Annotated in this window: 14 protein-coding genes; 6 read left to right on the top strand and 8 right to left on the bottom strand. The window is 66.8% G+C overall.

The window, feature by feature from the left end; translation table 11 throughout:
* The first annotated feature begins 44 nt into the window (after positions 1-44).
* Both ACZBJS_RS27210 and ACZBJS_RS27205 read left to right on the top strand, forming a co-directional pair.
* A complete protein-coding gene (locus ACZBJS_RS27210; protein ID WP_463439484.1) occupies positions 45-3,920 on the top strand; it encodes a PAS domain-containing protein in 3,876 nt (1,291 codons plus the stop codon).
* 162 nt (positions 3,921-4,082) lie between these two features.
* Entirely contained in the window at positions 4,083-4,910 is an 828-nt protein-coding gene (locus tag ACZBJS_RS27205) for a metallophosphoesterase family protein (protein ID WP_316396104.1), read from the top strand.
* Here the strand turns inward: ACZBJS_RS27205 and ACZBJS_RS27200 are convergent.
* Entirely contained in the window at positions 4,849-5,334 is a 486-nt protein-coding gene (locus ACZBJS_RS27200) for a Crp/Fnr family transcriptional regulator (protein ID WP_229192476.1), read from the bottom strand. The two genes, ACZBJS_RS27205 and ACZBJS_RS27200, sit on opposite strands and share 62 nt — an antisense overlap.
* Before the next feature lie 131 nt (positions 5,335-5,465).
* The gene (locus ACZBJS_RS27195; protein ID WP_316396103.1) at positions 5,466-6,263 is read right to left on the bottom strand and encodes an alpha/beta fold hydrolase; all 798 of its coding nucleotides are present in this window, start codon (positions 6,261-6,263) and stop codon (positions 5,466-5,468) included.
* Positions 6,264-6,419: 156 nt separating this feature from the next.
* Here ACZBJS_RS27195 and ACZBJS_RS27190 point away from each other — a divergent pair, with 156 nt between their 5' ends.
* The 3 genes from ACZBJS_RS27190 (at position 6,420) to ACZBJS_RS27180 (ending at position 10,046) form a co-directional block, all read left to right on the top strand.
* Positions 6,420-7,073 carry a GntR family transcriptional regulator gene (locus ACZBJS_RS27190; protein WP_075969134.1) on the top strand — a complete coding sequence of 218 codons (654 nt, stop codon included), beginning with the start codon at positions 6,420-6,422 and terminating at the stop codon, positions 7,071-7,073.
* Positions 7,070-8,599 (top strand): aldehyde dehydrogenase, encoded by a 1,530-nt coding sequence (locus ACZBJS_RS27185; RefSeq protein WP_057019029.1) that lies wholly within the window; start codon positions 7,070-7,072, stop codon positions 8,597-8,599. Before ACZBJS_RS27190 ends, ACZBJS_RS27185 begins: the two co-directional genes overlap by 4 nt.
* A gap of 79 nt (positions 8,600-8,678) precedes the next feature.
* On the top strand, positions 8,679-10,046 hold the full coding sequence (locus ACZBJS_RS27180; RefSeq protein WP_057019028.1) for an MFS transporter: 1,368 nt from the start codon (positions 8,679-8,681) through the stop codon (positions 10,044-10,046).
* A 57-nt stretch (positions 10,047-10,103) separates the two neighbouring features.
* Here the strand turns inward: ACZBJS_RS27180 and ACZBJS_RS27175 are convergent, their stop codons facing one another.
* The 6 genes from ACZBJS_RS27175 to ACZBJS_RS27150 form a co-directional block, all read right to left on the bottom strand.
* Positions 10,104-11,087 (bottom strand): carbon-nitrogen hydrolase family protein, encoded by a 984-nt coding sequence (locus ACZBJS_RS27175; protein ID WP_316396102.1) that lies wholly within the window; start codon positions 11,085-11,087, stop codon positions 10,104-10,106.
* A 13-nt stretch (positions 11,088-11,100) separates the two neighbouring features.
* Positions 11,101-11,628, bottom strand: coding sequence for a tautomerase family protein (locus ACZBJS_RS27170; RefSeq protein ID WP_057019026.1), 528 nt, complete (start codon positions 11,626-11,628; stop codon positions 11,101-11,103).
* Between the two features lie 103 nt (positions 11,629-11,731).
* Positions 11,732-12,739: a GlxA family transcriptional regulator gene (locus tag ACZBJS_RS27165; RefSeq protein ID WP_316396101.1), complete on the bottom strand. Its 1,008-nt coding sequence runs from the start codon at positions 12,737-12,739 to the stop codon at positions 11,732-11,734.
* Between the two features lie 349 nt (positions 12,740-13,088).
* A complete protein-coding gene (locus tag ACZBJS_RS27160) occupies positions 13,089-13,733 on the bottom strand; it encodes an N-acetyltransferase (protein WP_316396100.1) in 645 nt (214 codons plus the stop codon).
* A 1-nt stretch (position 13,734) separates the two neighbouring features.
* Complete coding sequence (locus ACZBJS_RS27155) at positions 13,735-14,385, bottom strand: 3-oxoacid CoA-transferase subunit B (RefSeq protein WP_018268725.1); 651 nt, start codon at positions 14,383-14,385, stop codon at positions 13,735-13,737.
* 24 nt (positions 14,386-14,409) lie between these two features.
* Positions 14,410-15,117, bottom strand: coding sequence for a CoA transferase subunit A (locus tag ACZBJS_RS27150; protein WP_016842309.1), 708 nt, complete (start codon positions 15,115-15,117; stop codon positions 14,410-14,412).
* A 244-nt stretch (positions 15,118-15,361) separates the two neighbouring features.
* Between ACZBJS_RS27150 and ACZBJS_RS27145 the strand changes: the two genes are divergently transcribed.
* Entirely contained in the window at positions 15,362-17,329 is a 1,968-nt protein-coding gene (locus tag ACZBJS_RS27145) for an AsmA family protein (RefSeq protein ID WP_076829623.1), read from the top strand.
* The last annotated feature ends 141 nt before the right edge of the window (positions 17,330-17,470 follow it).

Genomic DNA, 17,470 nt, shown 5'->3' with positions numbered 1-17,470 from the left:
AGCTTAAGGAAGAAAGCCAAACCCATGCGGTCAAATCTTGCGTGATGAGTGACGCGGAATTCCAGATCCAGGCGCTTGGCGATGTCAGGCTGGCGGATCATGCGACGGGCGCCCTGCCGGCATGGCTGTGGGCGGCCGACGGCGCGCGGATTCTCTGGGCCAATCCGGTCGGCGCGCAGGTATTCGGTGCCGCCAACGGCGCCGAGCTGGCGAAGCGCGGCTTCGGCCCGGCCGATCCGCACCGCCGCCAGGTCGCGCGGCTCGGCCACAGCCTGAACGCCAATGGCGCGGTCCGCCTGGAGCGGCTGCGCGGCTTCGGCGCTGCGCCCGGCATGCTCGCGACCTGCGGCTGCGCCCGGATCGACCTGCCGGACGGCAGCCACGGCATCCTGATGACGGCGCTCAACGCGACCGGCCGCGGCATGCCGCTCGCGGAACGCCTGCAGCGGCTGCTGCAGGGCTTGCCGCGTCCGGCCGCCGCCTTCACCAGCAACGGACTGCTGGTCGCAACCAATGAGGCGGCGCGTACGCTGCCCCGCCTGCACGACCTCACCGAAGCCGGTCTCGATGCCGCGCGCGGTGAGGCGCTGGCGCAGGGCCGCGCGGCGGCGAGCGTTGCGATCGGCCGCGTCGTGCTGCAGCGGATCGGGCACGGCGCCGATCGCGCGCTGGTCGCGTTGATCAAGCCGGCGGCGCATCTCGCCGCAAGGCCGGCGCCGATCGTGCCTGCGCCGGTTGAGCCGGAGACGCCGGCGCGCGAAGCACCGGCTCCCGCAGCGCCAGCGCAGCAAGAGGCCATGGCCGTAGAGCCGCCGCCAGCACCTGCAGTTGTAGAACAGGCCGTTGCGCATGACGAAGCGCCCGCGACGGCCAGCGCAGCACCGATCGCCTTGTTCGACGCGCTGGATCCGCAGTTGGAAGAGCGCGTCACGATCGAGCCGATCGTCAGCGCGGCCAAATCCGAACCTGAGAATGCTGCTCCATCTGCCGCGGCAGCAGAGGCGGCGCACGTAGAGACCGCAGCTCTCGACACCACGCAAGACGAAACAGCTGCCGCCGAGGAACCTCTGTCGGAAGCACTGATCGAAGTGCCGGACGGCGCGCAGATCGAAGAGCCTACGCCTCTTGCCCCGCCACTTGCGTCGGCAGAACTCACGCATTCAGAGCCGACGCCCGTCGAGACTGCACCTCTCGACACCACGCCCGACGAAAGCCCCGCCGTCGAGGAGCCGCTGTCGGAAGCGCTGATCGAAGCACCCGCTGAAGCGCCGGTCGAACAGCCTGCGCCTGATCTCGCAGAGACGGCACGCACGCACGCGCCGGAAATATCGGCGCCCCCGGCCGATCCCGCCCCCTCGCCTTATGCGATCGCGGATGCGCCCGCGCCGCCGCCTGCCGCCGAGCCGGAGCCCGCGACATTGGCGCCGGTGCCACCACCATCATGGCTCGACGAGCCGTTGCCGGTGCGGCGCCATCCGCTGCGCTTCATGTGGCAGATGGACCATGAGGCCCGCTTCTCGCTTGGCTCCGATGAATTCACCCGCCTGATCGGCCTGCACACCGCGGCGGGCTTCGGCCGGCTGTGGAGCGACATCGCCGAGAGTTTTGGCCTCGATCCCGAGGGCCGCGTGATGCAGGCGTTCGCCAGCCATGACACCTGGAGCGGCATCACGCTGCACTGGCCGGTCGACGGTGGCGGCCGGCTGCCGGTCGAACTGTCCGGCCTGCCGGTGTTCGATCGTGCCAGGAATTTCGCCGGCTACCGCGGCTTTGGTGTGTGTCGCGACCTCGACGGGCTTGCGCGACTCGCCGCATTGCGCCGCTATGAGTTCTTCAGCGGCACGGTCGCGCCGCAATCGCTGTCGGCCGATGTCGCACCGGCGCCGCGCACCGTTGCGCCGCCCGGGCCCGCCGCGCCACAGGACGATCCTCCGCCGCACGCGGAGCCGCCGCCCGACACGACCGCAGCAGCACCACCCGAGGAATTGACCGAGCCGACAGCCGCAGAGACTTCACACCGAGCCGATCCGGATCACGCCGTGGAAACGCACGAGGAAACGCACGAAGTGCGTCACGACCCGCCACCGAATGTGGTGCCGTTCCGTCCCGCCGGCGACACCCGGCCGCCGTCGCTGACGCCGGTCGAGAACAACGCCTTCAACGAGCTCGCCCGTCAATTGTCGGCGCGGCTCGAGAACGAGGCCGGCCTCGCCGCGACGACGGACGACAGCGTGCCGGCCGAGCCGGTCGCCGAAGCGCCGCCCGCAAGCGAACCGCCGCAGCAAGCAGAGGCGCCAGCGCAAGAGGCGGTCGCGCAGCTGGAGACACCGGCGGAAACACCAAAGGCCAGCTGGCTGGCTGCGGCGGAGCCGGCGCCGCGCGCCGACTCCCGGCGCGACCGCGCGCTGCTCGATCTGTTGCCGGTCGGCATCCTGATCTACCGGCTCGACCGCCTGCTCTATGCCAACCGCGCCTTCCTCTCGCGCATGGGCCATGACAGCCTGCACGCGCTGGAAGCCGCCGGCGGCCTCGACGCGCTCTATGTCGAGCCCGGCGTCTCGCAGGCGAGCAGCACGTCGGGCACCGGCACGCCGGTGACCATCTCCGCGAACCAGAGCGCCGAGCACGGCGCGCAGTCGGTGTCCGCCGAGGCGCGGCTGCACACCATCACCTGGGACGACGATTCCGCGCTGGCGCTGATCTTCTCGCGCACGCTGGACGAGGATGCTGCGATCGCCGCGGCGCTGTCCGAGCCGGAGCCTGCGGCCGCCGCCGAGCCGCTGCTTGCGCCGGCTGAGCCGCAGGCCGGCCAGGCCGACGCCGAGGAGCTCGGCGCGATCCTCGACACCGCGGCCGAAGGCATCATCATGTTCGATGCCGAGGGCAACATCCATTCCTGCAACCGCAGCGCCGAGGCGCTGTTCGGCTATGACGGCGACGAGTTCGTCACCCGCAAGCTCGCCGACCTGTTCGCGCCGGAAAGCCAGCACGGCATCCACGACTATCTCGCCAGCCTGAAATCGGCCGGCGTCGCCAGCCTGCTCGACCATGGCCGCGAGACGCTCGGCCGCGTCCGCCAGGGCGGCATCATCCCGCTGTCGGTGACGATGGGCCGCACCCGCGCCGACGGACCGAACTTCTTCGCGGTGTTCCGTGATCTCTCGCAGACCAAGAAGAGCGAAGGCGAATTGCGCGAGGCGCGGCGGCTCGCCGAACGCGCCGCCAACGCCAAGTCCGACATGCTGGCGCGGATCAGCCACGAGCTGCGCACGCCGCTCAACGCCATCATCGGCTTTGCCGAGGTGATGATCGGCGAACGCTTCGGCGCGCTCGGCAATGAGCGCTATGTCGAATACATGAAGGACATCCGCGCTTCCGGCGAGCGGGTGATCGCGATCGTCAACGATTTGCTCGACCTGTCGCGGATCGAGACCGGCAAGCTCGACCTCGCCTTCGCCAGCCAGAATCTCAACGAGATGGTGGAGAGCTGCGTCGCGGTCATGCAGCCGCAGGCCAACCGCGAGCGCATCATCATCCGCACCTCGCTGGCCCACACGCTGCCGCCTGTGGTCGCTGACGCCCGCGCGCTGCGCCAGATCACGCTGAACCTGATCGGCAACTCGATCCATCTCGCCAATGCCGGCGGCCAGGTGATCGTCTCGACCGCGCTGTCGGATTTCGGCGAGGTGATGCTGCGCGTGCGCGACACCGGGCAGAGCCTCAACGACAACGAGGTCGCCGCCGCGCTCGAGCCGTTCCGCGCCCCGACGCCATCAGATCAGGCCGGCTCCGGCGGCGTCAGCCTGTCGCTGACCAAGGCGCTGGTCGAAGCCAATCGCGCCAAATTCCAGATCCGGACCGGCGGCCGCACCGGCACGCTGATCGAGGTGACCTTCGCCCACGCCACAGCAAGGGCGTGAGCCGCGATCCGCCCTTCGCGCTCTTGCCGGCCGATTCCAGGACACTGCGAACATCTGTCGCGTCGGATCCGCGCGGCGCGGCATAGATCTTGCTGCGATTCGGCTTGTTTGAAATCATTGCCGTGCGGCCCCGCCCGTTTTCCGGGCATTCGGATTTCACCGATGCGCTGTCTTGTCGTCGCCGATCTGCATTACTCGTTGCCGCAGTTCGACTGGCTGCTGGCGGCGGCACCGCAATTCGATCTCGTGATCTTCGCCGGCGATGCGCTCAACCTCGGCTCGGCGGTCGATTTCCGCGCCCAGATCGTCGTCGTCACGAAATACCTGTCGCGGCTCGCCGATCTCACACGGGTGATTTTCTGCTCGGGCAATCACGACCTCGACGAGCGCAACCCGGAGGGCGAGAAGATCGCGCGCTGGGTCGCCGGCATCCGGGAGTTCGGCGTCGCCTGCGACGGCGACAACCTGACGATCGGCGACACGCTGTTCACGGTGTGCCCGTGGTGGGACGGCCCGCTGGTCAAGGCGCGGATCGACGATCAGCTTCGCGCGGCGGCCGCGGTGCCGCACCGCCGCTGGGTCTGGGTCCATCACGCCCCGCCGGCGGATTCGCCGACCAGCTGGGGCGGCAAGCGCTTCTTCGGCGACGCCGAGCTGCTCGGCTGGATCGAGCGCCACCATCCGGCGATGGTGATCTCGGGCCATGTGCATCAGTCGCCGTTCATCCAGAGCGGCTCGTGGTTCGACCGGATCGGAGCGAGCTGGGTGTTCAACACCGGCCTGCAGCCCGGCCGGCCTCCGGTCTACATCGTGCTCGATCTCGCGCAGGACAAGGCGTTCTGGCTCGCCGCCGGCGATGCGCAGATGATCGATCTCAAGGCGCCGCTGTCGCGGCCGGCGGCGCCTGTGCGCGATGCGCCGGACTGGCTCATATCCTTGGATCGGATTGCCGATCCGAGCCTGGCGCGACCTGCATCGGCGGCAGGTTGATCATGCTCTGCAGCACCTCGCCGACCATCGCCAGATGGGTGCCGTGATCGGCATATTGGTGCATCAGGTCGGCAAGATAGGTCGTGGCGACATGAAGCCGTTGCGCCAGGAGCTGCGCGATCAGCAGCGCCACCTCCGGCTGCTCGCGCAGGAACGACGCCGCATCGTCGAACTCGTACAGGACGCAATCAGTGGCCGTGCGCACCTTGGCGCTGTGCGCCCGGTCGAGCAACACACTCATCTCGCCGAACACCGCGCCGGCCTCGTCGATCACGGCGACCAGACTGTCGCCCTTGACGACTTCCACCTTGCCCTCGAGCAGCACGAACAGATGACCGGTCTTGCCGCCCTCCTCGATGAAATCCGTGCCCGCCGGCAGGCTGCGCCTGCGACCGCCGGTGCAGTGATCAAGGATCGCTCGCATGTTTCATCTCCGTCTCCGGTCAGACTAGGCAGAGATGCTGTCGCGTCAAACGGCATTAGCTGGGCGTTCTGCCCAAATTGTCGGCACGCCACCGCGTGACCCGCGGCGCGATCCAGCCCTTTGCGCGCGCCTCAGGCGGGCGCGTTATGCTTGACCGCCAGGAAATCGCCGATCGTATCGAGGAACAGTTTTGGCGATTGCAGTTGCGGGACATGCGCACATCCCGGAATGACCCTGAGCCTGGCTCTCGGCAGGCCGCCTGCCAATTCGTATGACATCGGCGGCGGCGTCGCCTCGTCATATTCGCCGACCACGACGAGCGTCGGTACAGTCACGCTGCGTAGTTTGGCACGAAGATCGAGGCTCGCCAGCGCGTCACAGGCCGCGCAGAACACGTTGAGATCGGTGCGCAGGAATGCGTCGCGGCGATCCTGCATCAGCGCGGGATGCTGTGCCTGGAAATCCGGTGCAAACAGCCGGCGCATTGCAATGTCGGTGATCGCGGCGAGCCCCTTCTCGCGTGAAACCCTGGCCATGTTGCGAAACGCCTCGCGGCCCGGCTCGGAGAACGCCGCACCGCAGTCGGCGAGGATCAGCCGGCTCGCGATCGCCGGGTGGCGGATCGCCATCTGCAGCGCGACGAACCCGCCATAACCGTTGCCGAGCAGGATGGCCGGCGTGCCATCAGCCGCATCATGCACCGCGTCCGCCATCCGATCGGCGATCGCGGCGAGGCCACCACCCTCGACCGCGCTCGACCGACCGAATCCCGGTAGTTCCGGCACGATGGTCCGAAACGACCGGGCAAGTTCCGGCACGATCGCATCGAAGCTCGCGCGATCCGACAGCAGCGAGTGAAACAGGACCAGCGGCGGCCCCTCGCCCGACTGGGCTGCGTTGACTGTGCGGTTGGCCAAAAGCCTGTCCATCGTCGCTCTCTTTCAAATCGTGCCCGAAATTCGCGCATTTGGGCTCCAAAGCGCCCCTGCGGACGATTGATAAATCAAATCGCCCGAATTTCAAGGATTTCAGCTTGACGTGATATTTCACAGATTGCATTTTATTGGGCAGGAGACTCCAATAAAATGATCCTTCTCCGCGAGAATATCTACGAAAACCTGCGATCTGATATTTTATCGTGTCAGCTTGCTCCTGGCGATGAAATACGAGAGCAGGATCTGGCGGAGCGTTACGCGGTCAGCCGCCAGCCGGTCCGCGACGCCCTGCTGCGGCTCGAGCGCGAGCACCTCGTGACGGTGCAGCCCCGCCAGGGTTACCGGGTCAATCCGATCTCGCTGTCCGACGCGCGCGATCTGCTGCGCTTCCGCCTTGCGCTCGAACCGGCCTGCGTCGCCGAAGCAATCGAGAGCGCGCCCGACAGCATCCTGAAATCACTCGACGAATTCCGCCGCTTCTCCGGCAGCCACGAGGACTTCATCACCTACAATCGCGGCTTCCACTCGGCGCTGGCGCACGCATCGGGCAACCGCCGCATGGCGACCACGCTCTGCGACCTGATCGGCCAGGCCGATCGGCTGGTGCGCGTCAGCGTCTCCAATCTGAAGGGCCACGATCCGGCGAAGCTCGTGGCCGAGCATGTCGCATTGATCGACGCCATGCAGCAGCGCGAGGCACGCACCGCGGCCCGCATCATCAAGGCTCACATCGCGGCGACCGAAAAGCGCGTGCTGCCGGCACTCAAGCGCAACGCCGTCATCGTCGAAGAGAGGTCATCATGAACATTCCGTCGAAGCCCGCGACGATCGACGTCGAGATCCACGGCAACTTCATCGACGGACGCGAGGTCGAGGCCGGAGACGGCGAGATGCTCGACGTCCGCAATCCCGCGACCGGCGACGTCATCGCCCGGATTCCGAATTCGACCGCCGCGGATATCGACCGTGCGATGAAGAGCGCTCGCGCTGCATTCGAAGGCAAGGCGTGGGGCGGGATGGACACGAGGGCGCGCGCCCGGCTCGTCAACAGGCTGGCCGACGCGTTCGAGGCCAATCTCGACACGCTGTACCGGCTGGAGACGTTGAACAACGGCCGTCCGGTCAACGAAACCCGCGCGCAGCTGTCGCGCCTGCCGGATTTCTTCCGCTACTTCGCCGGACTGGCGCTGTCGCGCCGCGATTCCGTCATCCCGGTCGAAGGCGCGTATCTGAACTACACCCTGCGCACGCCGATCGGAATCGTCGCCAACTGCACGCCCTTCAATCACCCGCTCATGATCCTGTGCAAGTCGCTTGCCGTCGTGCTGGCGACCGGATGCGTCACCGTTGTCAAGCCGTCGGAATATACGCCGCTGACGACATTGAAGCTCGCCCAGATCTTCAGCGAGGCCGGACTGCCTCCCGGCGTCTTCAACATCGTGCTTGGCCTCGGCCAGAGCGCCGGCAAGATGCTCGCCGAGCATGGCGACATCGACAAGCTTGTGCTGACCGGCGGGACCGAAGCCGGCCGCATCGCGGGCAGCGCCGCGGCGAAGGTGTTCGCGCACCAGACCATGGAGCTCGGCGGCAAGACGCCGGTGATGATATTCGACGATTTCGACGTCGACCGCGCCGTCAACTATGCCGCATTCGGCGCCTTCATCGGCGCCGGCCAAACCTGCGTTTGCGCGTCGCGCCATATCGTGCAGGCCTCGATCTACGACGAGTTCGTCGAAAAGCTGCAGGCCAAGACCCGCACCATCCGCATTGGCGATCCGTACGATCCGAACACGCAGCTTGGGCCGGTGATCTCGGCACGCCAGCGCGACCGCGTTCTCAGCTATGCGCGCTACGGTCATGAAGACGGCGCGCGGCTGCTCACCGGCGGCGTGGCCGCAAAGGTCGCGGGCCACGACAACGGCTATTTCGTCGAACCGACCGTGTTCGCCGACGTCAAATCCGACATGCGGATCTTCCAGGAGGAGGTGTTCGGCCCCTTCACCTCGGTGACCCCCTTCAAGGACGAGGCCGACGCGCTCCGGCTCGCCAACGATTCGCCCTTTGGCCTCGCCGCCGCCATTCGCACCCGCGACGTCGCGCGTGCGCATCGCGTGGCCGCCGCGGTCAAGGCCGGGATCGTCTGGATCAACGATCACCACCGGCTCGATCCGGCCTCGCCCTGGGGCGGCGTTGACGATTCCGGCATCGGCCGGGAATGCGGCACCGAGAGTTTCGACGACCATTTCAACACCAAGAGCGTGATGGTCGCGACCCACGAACAGCCATTCGATTGGTACCGCGACACGGCCAGCCAGCGCCGGTTGAACTAGCCGCAGTCGAGCAAAGCGGCAAACCGCCCACAGATGGCGGGCCGCATCACCGAGGAAAACAGTCAAGGGGAGAGCGCATATGTCGACATCGGTCAATGCCGGGAGCCGCCTCGATCGGCTACCGATCGGACCATTCCATCGCCGGATCATGATCCTGATCGGGATCGGAATGTTCTTCGACGGTTTCGACATCTATATCGCCGGCACAGTGCTCGGCGTGACGCTGAAAACCGGGTTCTCGACGCTCGCCCAAAACGCCGCGTTCATCTCCGCAACCTTCGTCGGCATGATGCTCGGATCTTTCGGCACCGGCTTCCTCGGCGACCGTTACGGACGGCGTTTCACCTACCAGTTCAATTTGCTGCTGTTCGGCATCGCGTCCCTGGCGGCGGCGCTTGCGCCAAACATGGCCTTTCTGATTGCCTGCCGTTTCGTGATGGGCGTCGGTCTCGGCGCCGAAAATGTTGTCGGCTATTCCACCATGACCGAGTTCGTGCCGGCCCGGAGCCGCGGCAAGTGGCTCGGCTTCACCGCCGTCTGCGTCGTGACCGGCCTGCCCATCGCGCTGCTGGTCGCATCGGTCGTCGTCCCGCAATTCGGCTGGCGCGCGATGTTCGTGCTGGGCGGCGTCGGCGCCTTGATCGTCTGGTACCTGCGCAAGTCGCTGCCGGAGTCGCCGCGCTGGCTGGAGGCGGTGGGACGCACCGCCGAGGCCGAGGCGCTGATGCAGGCGATCGAGAAAGAAGCTTCCCAGGGGCAGCCCTTGCCGGCGCCCGCGGCTGCAACGCCGGCACCGGTGTCGCCCGATCTCGCCACGCTGTTCACCGCGCCGCTGCTCTCCCGCATGATCGTCGGCGCGGTATGCCTGATTACCATCAATACGCTGCTCTACGGTTTCGTGACCTGGCTGCCGGTGTTCTTCATCAAGCAGGGCCTGTCCGTCGCGACCTCGTTCGGCTACTCGCTGCTGATGGCGCTTGGCGCGCCGATCGGCTCGGCGATCGGCGCCCTGACCGCCGACCGCTGGGGCCGCAAGCCCACGATCATCGGCGCATCGCTGATATCGATCATCCTCGGCGTCATCTATCCGATGATCTCGGATCCATTCCTGCTGCCGGCCGCCGGCTTCGCGCTGACCGTGCCGATCTATGTCTTGGTCGCGCTGTTGTTCGGCATCTATATTCCCGAACTGTTCCCGACCGAGGTGCGGCTGCGGGCATCCGGCATAGTCAACACACTCGGTCGAGGTGCCACCATGGTGACACCATTCCTGGTCGTGATGCTGTTCGAAGCGCGCGGCGTCGCCGGCGTGATGGCCCTGATGATCGGACTGCTCATCGTGCAGATCATCACCGTATGGGCGCTCGGCATCGAGCCGCGGCACCGCAGCCTCGAGGAGCTCAAGGGCGAGGAATCACCATCCGCAATTCCGCAGGAAGCTTCGTGAGGCGGAGCGACCTTTCTCGCGATAAGCTTGACGGCGCGGGCTACCCGCGCCGTCGCGTCACTCCCACATCTCCGGCGTGACACGCCCGGCGAAGCCGCAGTCGATGACCCGCTCCTGCGGATTGCGATCCACGATCAGCCGCAGCAGGTCGGGGCGCGAATAATGGCCGCCGATATCGCACAGCGCCTTGGCGGCGAGCACGGCCTCCCGCGAGCCGTCCGCGATCAGGATGGTCTCGCCCTGCGCCGGACCGGCGATGACCTCGCCGCGCGGATCGATGATGACGCTGTCACCGCTGTACTCGATCGTCGATAGTTCGCGGTAGCGTTCCGGCGTGATTTCGTGCGAGCGCATGCCGCCGACCGCGATGACGTAGCAGCCGGCTTGCGAGGCGAACGCTCGCGACAGCAACAACTGCCGCGGCCAGAGCGGCGTCGGCGACGGTGGCGCCGCCGCGGGCTCCCGCCCCGGCCACGCCGCGACGTGGATCTGCGTTCCCTGCGCGGCCAGCGCATAGCCGGGCAGCATCGTGTTGTGCTCCCAGCAATTGAGGCCGCTGATCCGGCCATAGGGCCGCTCATGCACGCGCAGGCCCGCCGCGTCGCCATCGGCCCACACCGAGCGCTCGTTGAAGGTGGGCTTCAGCTTGCGATGGCGGCCGAGCAGCCGTCCCTCGCGGCCGATGAACAGCAGCGTGCAGTAGACCGTGCCCTTGGTCACGGCATCACGTTCGGCGACGCCGATCACGACATCCAGTCCCGCGGCCTCGGCAGCGGCGCAGAGCCGATCGGTCGCGGGCGAGGGAATCTCGACCGCGTTGTCGAGATACTCGGCCATCGCGCGAAACGTGTTCGGCCCGGTCGGCGCGTGACAGAAGAAGGGATAGCCGGGCAGCCAGGTTTCCCCGAAGGCGGCAATCGTCGCGCCCATGGCGCCGGCCTCGCCGATCAGGCGGCAGGCCTTCTCCAGCGAGGCGTCGCGATCGAATGGCACCGCGGCGGCCTGGACCGCCGCGAGCCTGAAATGCGTGTCGGATGTCATGGTTGCGCCCGCGTCAGTCGACGCCCTTACGGGCAGCGTCGAGCGCGCCCGCAAGCAACTCCAGCGCCTTGACGCGCCGCCGTCGCGCCAGACGCGCCTCGCCGACCTTGCGCTCGTGCTCGCCGGCGATGAAGGCCTGGATGTCCGGCAGCGGACGAATGACGCCACGGCTGCCCCACTGGCCGTCGGGGATCTCGGTCGGAAACACCCAGACCTGCGGCGCCACATCCTCGAACGAACCGCCGGCGGCGCGTACCACCGCATCGGTCACGTCCTTCACCAAGGCCGCGCGCGAGGCTTCGGTGTACTGCCCCTCGGGGACCGTCGGCACGATGCGAAATCGTGGCGATGGCGACGGCCGGCCCGCCACATAAACGGCGGCCGGCCGATGCAGGAAGACAACGGTGACGCCTTGCGCAACCTTGTTCGCCGGATCGAACCCCTCGTGGCCGATCAGGATATCGCCGAGCTCCTTGATGAGCCGCGCTTCCGCCTCCGGCTTCAGGGCTCCTTCGGGAATTGTCACGTCGATCATCGGCATTGAGGCGACCTCCTGTTGTTGACAGCAGGAGGTCTATGCGCGGCGCACTCCCGGCAGCAGTGGCAGTATCGCCATTTTCAGGGCAAATTCGGACACGGCGTGCTCAGGCGGCGGGGGCCCTGCGCACGAACCGACGCTGGTATTCGCGGGGCGAAAGCCCGGTTTCGCGCTTGAACAGACGACGGAAGGTCGACAGATCGTTGTAGCCGACGCGCCCGCTGACCGCGTCGAGCTTCAGCCGCGTGGTTTCGATCAGGCGCTTGGCGACATCCACCCGCAGCGCCTGCAGATATTGCAAGGGCGCCTCGCCGACCGCCAGCTTGAAGCGGCGGTTCAACGTCCGCTCGCTGACCGAAAGGTCGCGGGCCAGCCTGGCCAGACTGAAGCCCTGTTGCAGCGACTTCTCCATCATGCTCTGCGCCCGCGCCACCAGCGCGTCGGAGTGCTGCGTGTCGCGCGCGCGGCTGGCATAGGGTGCCTGCGAGACGCGATTGCTGTCGATCAGCATCAGCTTGCCGGTCTCGGCGGCTACGTCGGCACCGGCGAATTTCTCGACCAGCCGAAGCGCGAGATTGAGCGAGGTGGTCACCGCGCCCGAGCAGACAATGCGGTTCTGCTCGGTGAGGATCTCGGCGACGCGCAGATCCACTGCCGGGTAGCGCATCGCGAATGTCCGTCCCTTCGCCCAATGGGTGGTCGCAACCCTGCCGTCGAGCAGGCCGGCCTCTGCGAGGATGAAGCTGCCGGTGCAATAGGACGCGAGCAGGGTACCGCGCTCATGCTGCCGACGCAGCGCCGCGAGTAGCGGCTCGACGGTATCGAGCCGCGCGAAGAAACGCTCGATATCGCCGACGAACGGTCCCGGGATCACCACCGCGTCTGCCGAAGACCGCGCACCGATCGGCCCATCGACGCCGATGACCTGGCCTGACGCCGTGTGGACCGGCCGGCCACTCAAGGACTCGACGCGCCACCGCAACTGCGACGGCGTGCCGCTGCGACGTCGCGGTCGCCGCGACGTCACCGAATTGGCGGCGGTGAACACGTCGACAATCCCCGCCACGCCCGAAGCGAGGATACCGTCATAGACCCAGATCCGGATGAGTGGCATGGCCCGTGTCCGATTTTGCACAACATGGCGCAATTCTGCCATTGCATGGACGACCGGACAAGCGGGCGGCGGGCGCCGAATGCGCCGCGCCGTGTGGCTGCCCGACGGGAAACTCAGCAAAACTGTCAACCCGGACAAACCATGTCGCGAAAATGCGGGCGTATGACTCACAAGCCGTGCCGCACACTCACCGTCGTCCCGGCGAAGGCCGGGACCCATAACCACCGACGCGAATTGTCATGCGCGATTGCAACGACGAGTCCCGCCTGCAACATCCGCCGCGGCGTATGGGTCCCGGCCTTCGCCGGGACGACAGATGTATATGCGGGCCGTTCGCCGTGCGCCCTATTCACATCGCCCGCGCAAATCTGCGAAAGCCAGGCGCGCCGGTCATCGCCTCGAAGGCGGCGTCGCGCTTCTCTTCGGCGAAGGCGAAGCCGGCCTTGGCATAGCAGCGTTCGGCGGCGTCGTTGCCGATCAGGAACGAGATCGATGCCTGCGTGTAACCGGCCGTCTTGCCGTCGGCGAGTGCGCGGCGGATCAAGTCCTGCACCAGGCCGCCGCTGCGATGGGACGCTTGTCGGGCGACATGCTCGATCAGCCAGTCGCCCTCGCCGACTTGTACCCAGCAGTTACGGGCATAGCCGCCGCGCGCGACGATGGCATCGGCGTCCATGCCGGTCTCTGCTGCGACTTCCTCGATCGCCGCACGTGCGGCGACGACGGTTCCGGATGCCGGCATCGCGCACAGCGCGGCGGCCGGCACGCCATCGACTTCAGCAATCAGGAAATGGGCGACGTGATACCATGACCGCACCCGCGCCACGGCGAGCCGTGTCATGAACGCCAGGCATTCCGCCTCGCCCCGGTCGAGCGCGATGTCGAACCAGCCGCGCGGCAACTGGCCGCGCTGCGCGGCCAGGACAATGCGGGCGATGAAGCCGGCGTCATCGGATCGTGCGGGACGGATCGAGGATCGTCCCGCGCCGATCATCTCAGGTGTTCTTCAGCGCGACGCGGAATTCGGCCTCGGTCTTGGCCTTGACCTCGTCGAGCGTGACGCCGTCGGCGAGCTCGATCAGCGCCATGCCGTCCTTGCCGTGCTTGTCGATGGTGAACACCGCAAGATCGGTGACGACCATGTCGACCACGCGCTCGCCGGTCAGCGGCAGGTTGCACTGCTTGAGCAGCTTGGGGCCGTCCTTGGCGGAATGCTCCATCACGACCACGACGCGCTTGACGCCGGCGACGAGGTCCATGGCGCCGCCCATGCCCTTCACCATCTTGCCGGGGATCATCCAGTTGGCGAGGTCGCCGTTCTGCGCCACCTGCATGGCGCCGAGGATCGACAGATCGATATGGCCGCCGCGCACCATGCCGAAGGAATCGGCCGACGAGAAATAGCTGGTCGAGGGCAGCTCGCTCACGGTCTGCTTGCCGGCGTTGATCAGGTCGGCGTCGACCTCGTCCTCATAGGGGAACGGGCCCATGCCGAGCATGCCGTTCTCGCTCTGCAGGCTGACGTCGATGCCGTCGGGGATGTAGTTCGAGACCAGCGTCGGGATGCCGATGCCGAGATTGACGTAATAGCCGTCGCGCAACTCCTTGGCGGCGCGGGCGGCCATCTGTTCACGGGTCCAGGCCATGTGGCTCTCCTGAAGGATTATGTTTTAGGCGGCGGGCCGCGGACGGGTGTTGCGGAACTCGATCCGCTTCTTGCCGGTCCCGACCTCGACGATGCGCTTGACGAAGATGCCGGGGGTATGGATGTGGTCCGGATCGATCTCGCCGGCCGGCACCAGGTGCTCGACCTCGGCGACGGTGACCTTCGCCGCGGTGGCCATCATCGGGTTAAAGTTGCGCGCGGTCTTGCGGTAGACCAGATTGCCGGCGGTGTCGCCCTTCCAGGCATGGACGATGGCGACGTCGGCGAACAGGCCGCGCTCCATGATGTACTTCTCGCCGTCGAATTCCTTCACTTCCTTGCCTTCGGCGATCAGCGTGCCGACGCCGGTCTTGGTGTAGAAGGCCGGGATTCCGGCGCCGCCGGCGCGGATGCGCTCGGCCAGCGTGCCCTGCGGGTTGAACTCGAGCTCGAGCTCGCCGGCGAGATACTGTTGGGCGAACAGCTTGTTCTCGCCGACATAGGACGAGATCATCTTCTTGATCTGGCGGGTCTCCAGCAGCCGGCTGAGGCCGATGCCGTCGACGCCGGCATTGTTGGAGACGACGGTGAGGCCCTTGACGCCGGACTCGCGGATCGCGTCGGACAGGGTCTCGGCGATGCCGCAGAGGCCGAAGCCGCCCGACATGATCATCATGCCGTCCTTGAGGAGACCATCGAGTGCCGATTTGGCGTCGGGATAAACTTTGTTCATGCAGCGAATACCTGATGGAGGGCGCGGAACGGCTGTGGCAAAGCGGATTATTAGGCGAAATCTTCGCAATGCGTCAATCACGGCCCGGTGCGGCGACGGGCGGCGGCCCGCGGCAGCAACATGGCCTTGAAAGCGACAAGAAAACCCTTCAAGTTGCGTGGGTTGGCAGGGGCCTCCGGCGAGAGCCCGCTGTGTTCGACGACGACCCGACAAAATTCAACCCGACCCGGATATGTCATTGACGATGGCCCAAGGAATTAAGCGCCTGGGGATGCCGATCGCGGCGCTTTTCGGCCTGGCGCTGGTCGGGCTGGTCGGAACGTCGTGGTTCCTCAACCGGGACGCGCTGCAACGCGCGGTGGAGGCGCAGATCCGCGCCGTGACCGGGCTCGAGCTCGTCGTCAACGGTCCGATCGACGTCTCGGTTTTTCCGGGCAGCTACGTTTCCTTTCATAATGTCGGGCTGAAGGGCGCCGATACCATCGGTCCCGCCCTGCAGGTCGACGTGCTGACCGCCAATCTGCGCCTGCTGCCGCTGTTGCTGCGGCGGTTCGAGATTGCCGACGTCATGATGCTCCGTCCGCATATCCATGTGGTCCGCGACGGCGCCGGCGAGAGCAACTGGACGCCGTTCGTCGAGACCATCGCCAAGGCGATGACGCCCGGCGCCGAGAACCAGGTGTCGTTCTCCGAAATCCGGATCCAGGACGGCGAGCTGAACTACCAGGACGGCACCAACAACATCTCCGAGCAGCTCGGCGATATCGACCTCTCGCTGGCCTGGCCCTCGATCTCGCGTTCCTTTGCCGCAACCGGCCAGTTCGACTGGCGCGGCGAACGCGTCGACGGCTCGATCAGCGCCAGCGACTTCGTCGCGCTGTTGTCGGGTGACCGCTCCGGCCTGAAGGCACGGCTCGCCAGCGCGCCGCTGAAAGTTGCTTTCGACGGAACCGTCGCCAACCGCACCAGCCTGATGATGGAAGGCGTCGCCACCATGGACTCACCGTCGCTGCGCAACGCGTTGCGCTGGATGGGCCAGGCGCCGCCCGGCGGCGGTGGCGGCTTCGGCCGCTTCGCGCTGAAGGCCCGCGCCAATGTGGTCGGCGGCTCGGTCGCGCTCACCAATGTCAATGTCGAGCTCGACGGCAACGTCGCCGAGGGCGTGATGACCTACGCCAATAACGGCCGGCAGACGCTGCAGGCGACGCTTGCCGCCGGCAATCTCGATTTCACGCCTTACATCTCGACGTTCCGCCTGCTGGCCAGCGGCCAGCGCGACTGGAACAGGCAGCTGTTCGACCTTTCCTCGCTGTCGTCGACCGATCTCGACATGCGCCTGTCGGCGGCCAAGGTGACGGTCGGCCCGTCCAAGCTCGGCCGCACCGCGTTCGGCGCCAATCTGCGCGGCGGCGCGCTGGCGCTCAGCGTCGGCGAGGCGCAGATGTATGGCGGCATCGCCAAGGGCTCGTTCGCGATCGCGCGCTCGGATGCGGTCGCCGACGTCAGGGCACAATTCCAGTTCACCGATGTCGATCTGCAGGCCTGCGCCAGCGAATTGTTCGGCATCAACAAGCTGTCCGGCCGCGGCAACCTGAACGTCTCGCTGACCGCCTCGGGCTCGAGCCCGTTCGGGCTCGCGTCGTCGCTCGACGGCACCGCGACGCTGAATGGACATGACGGCGCGATCGCGGGCTTCAATGTCGAGCAGCTGTTGAAGCGGCTGGAGAAGCGGCCGCTGTCCGGCGGCGGCAATTTCCGCTCCGGCTCGACGCCCTACGACAATCTCAGCATCTCGGTGAAATTCGCCGACGGCGTCGCGACCGCTGACGACATTCATGTCGAAAGCCCCACCGCGAAGATCACGCTGACCGGCACGGCCTCGGTGCCGTCGCGCGAATACGATCTCAAGGGCGTCGCCAGCCTGACCTCGGCATCGGCCGGCGGCAACGGTTTCGATCTGCCCTTCGTGATCCAGGGCCCGTGGGACGATCCGCTGATCTTCCCCGATCCGGAAAGCCTGATCCGCCGCTCGCCGGCCTCCGCTCCGCTGCTCGATGCGGTGAAGGATCGCAAGACCCGCGACGCGGTGCGCTCGGTGATCGAGCGCTTCACCGGCGGAGGAGCCGCACGGCCCGCGGCGGCGCCCGATGCTGCGGCAGGCGCGCCCGGCGGCGCACCGGCGGCGTCGGCCGAGAATGCGAAGTCGAACTGAATCCATTCACTTTGCGCATCGATGCACCGGGACCGATCCACGCGCTCGCCGCAAACCCCTACACAAGTCGGCGGCGCGACATCTTTATCGGGTCACGGGCATGCGCTAGTGTTTTCTCCAACCGGTTAAAAAGCCGGCCTC

This window comes from Bradyrhizobium sp. KZN70725, from assembly GCF_055264925.1.
The sequence above is the reverse complement of the archived record's forward strand: the minus strand, read 5'-3'. Positions and strand labels throughout refer to the sequence as shown.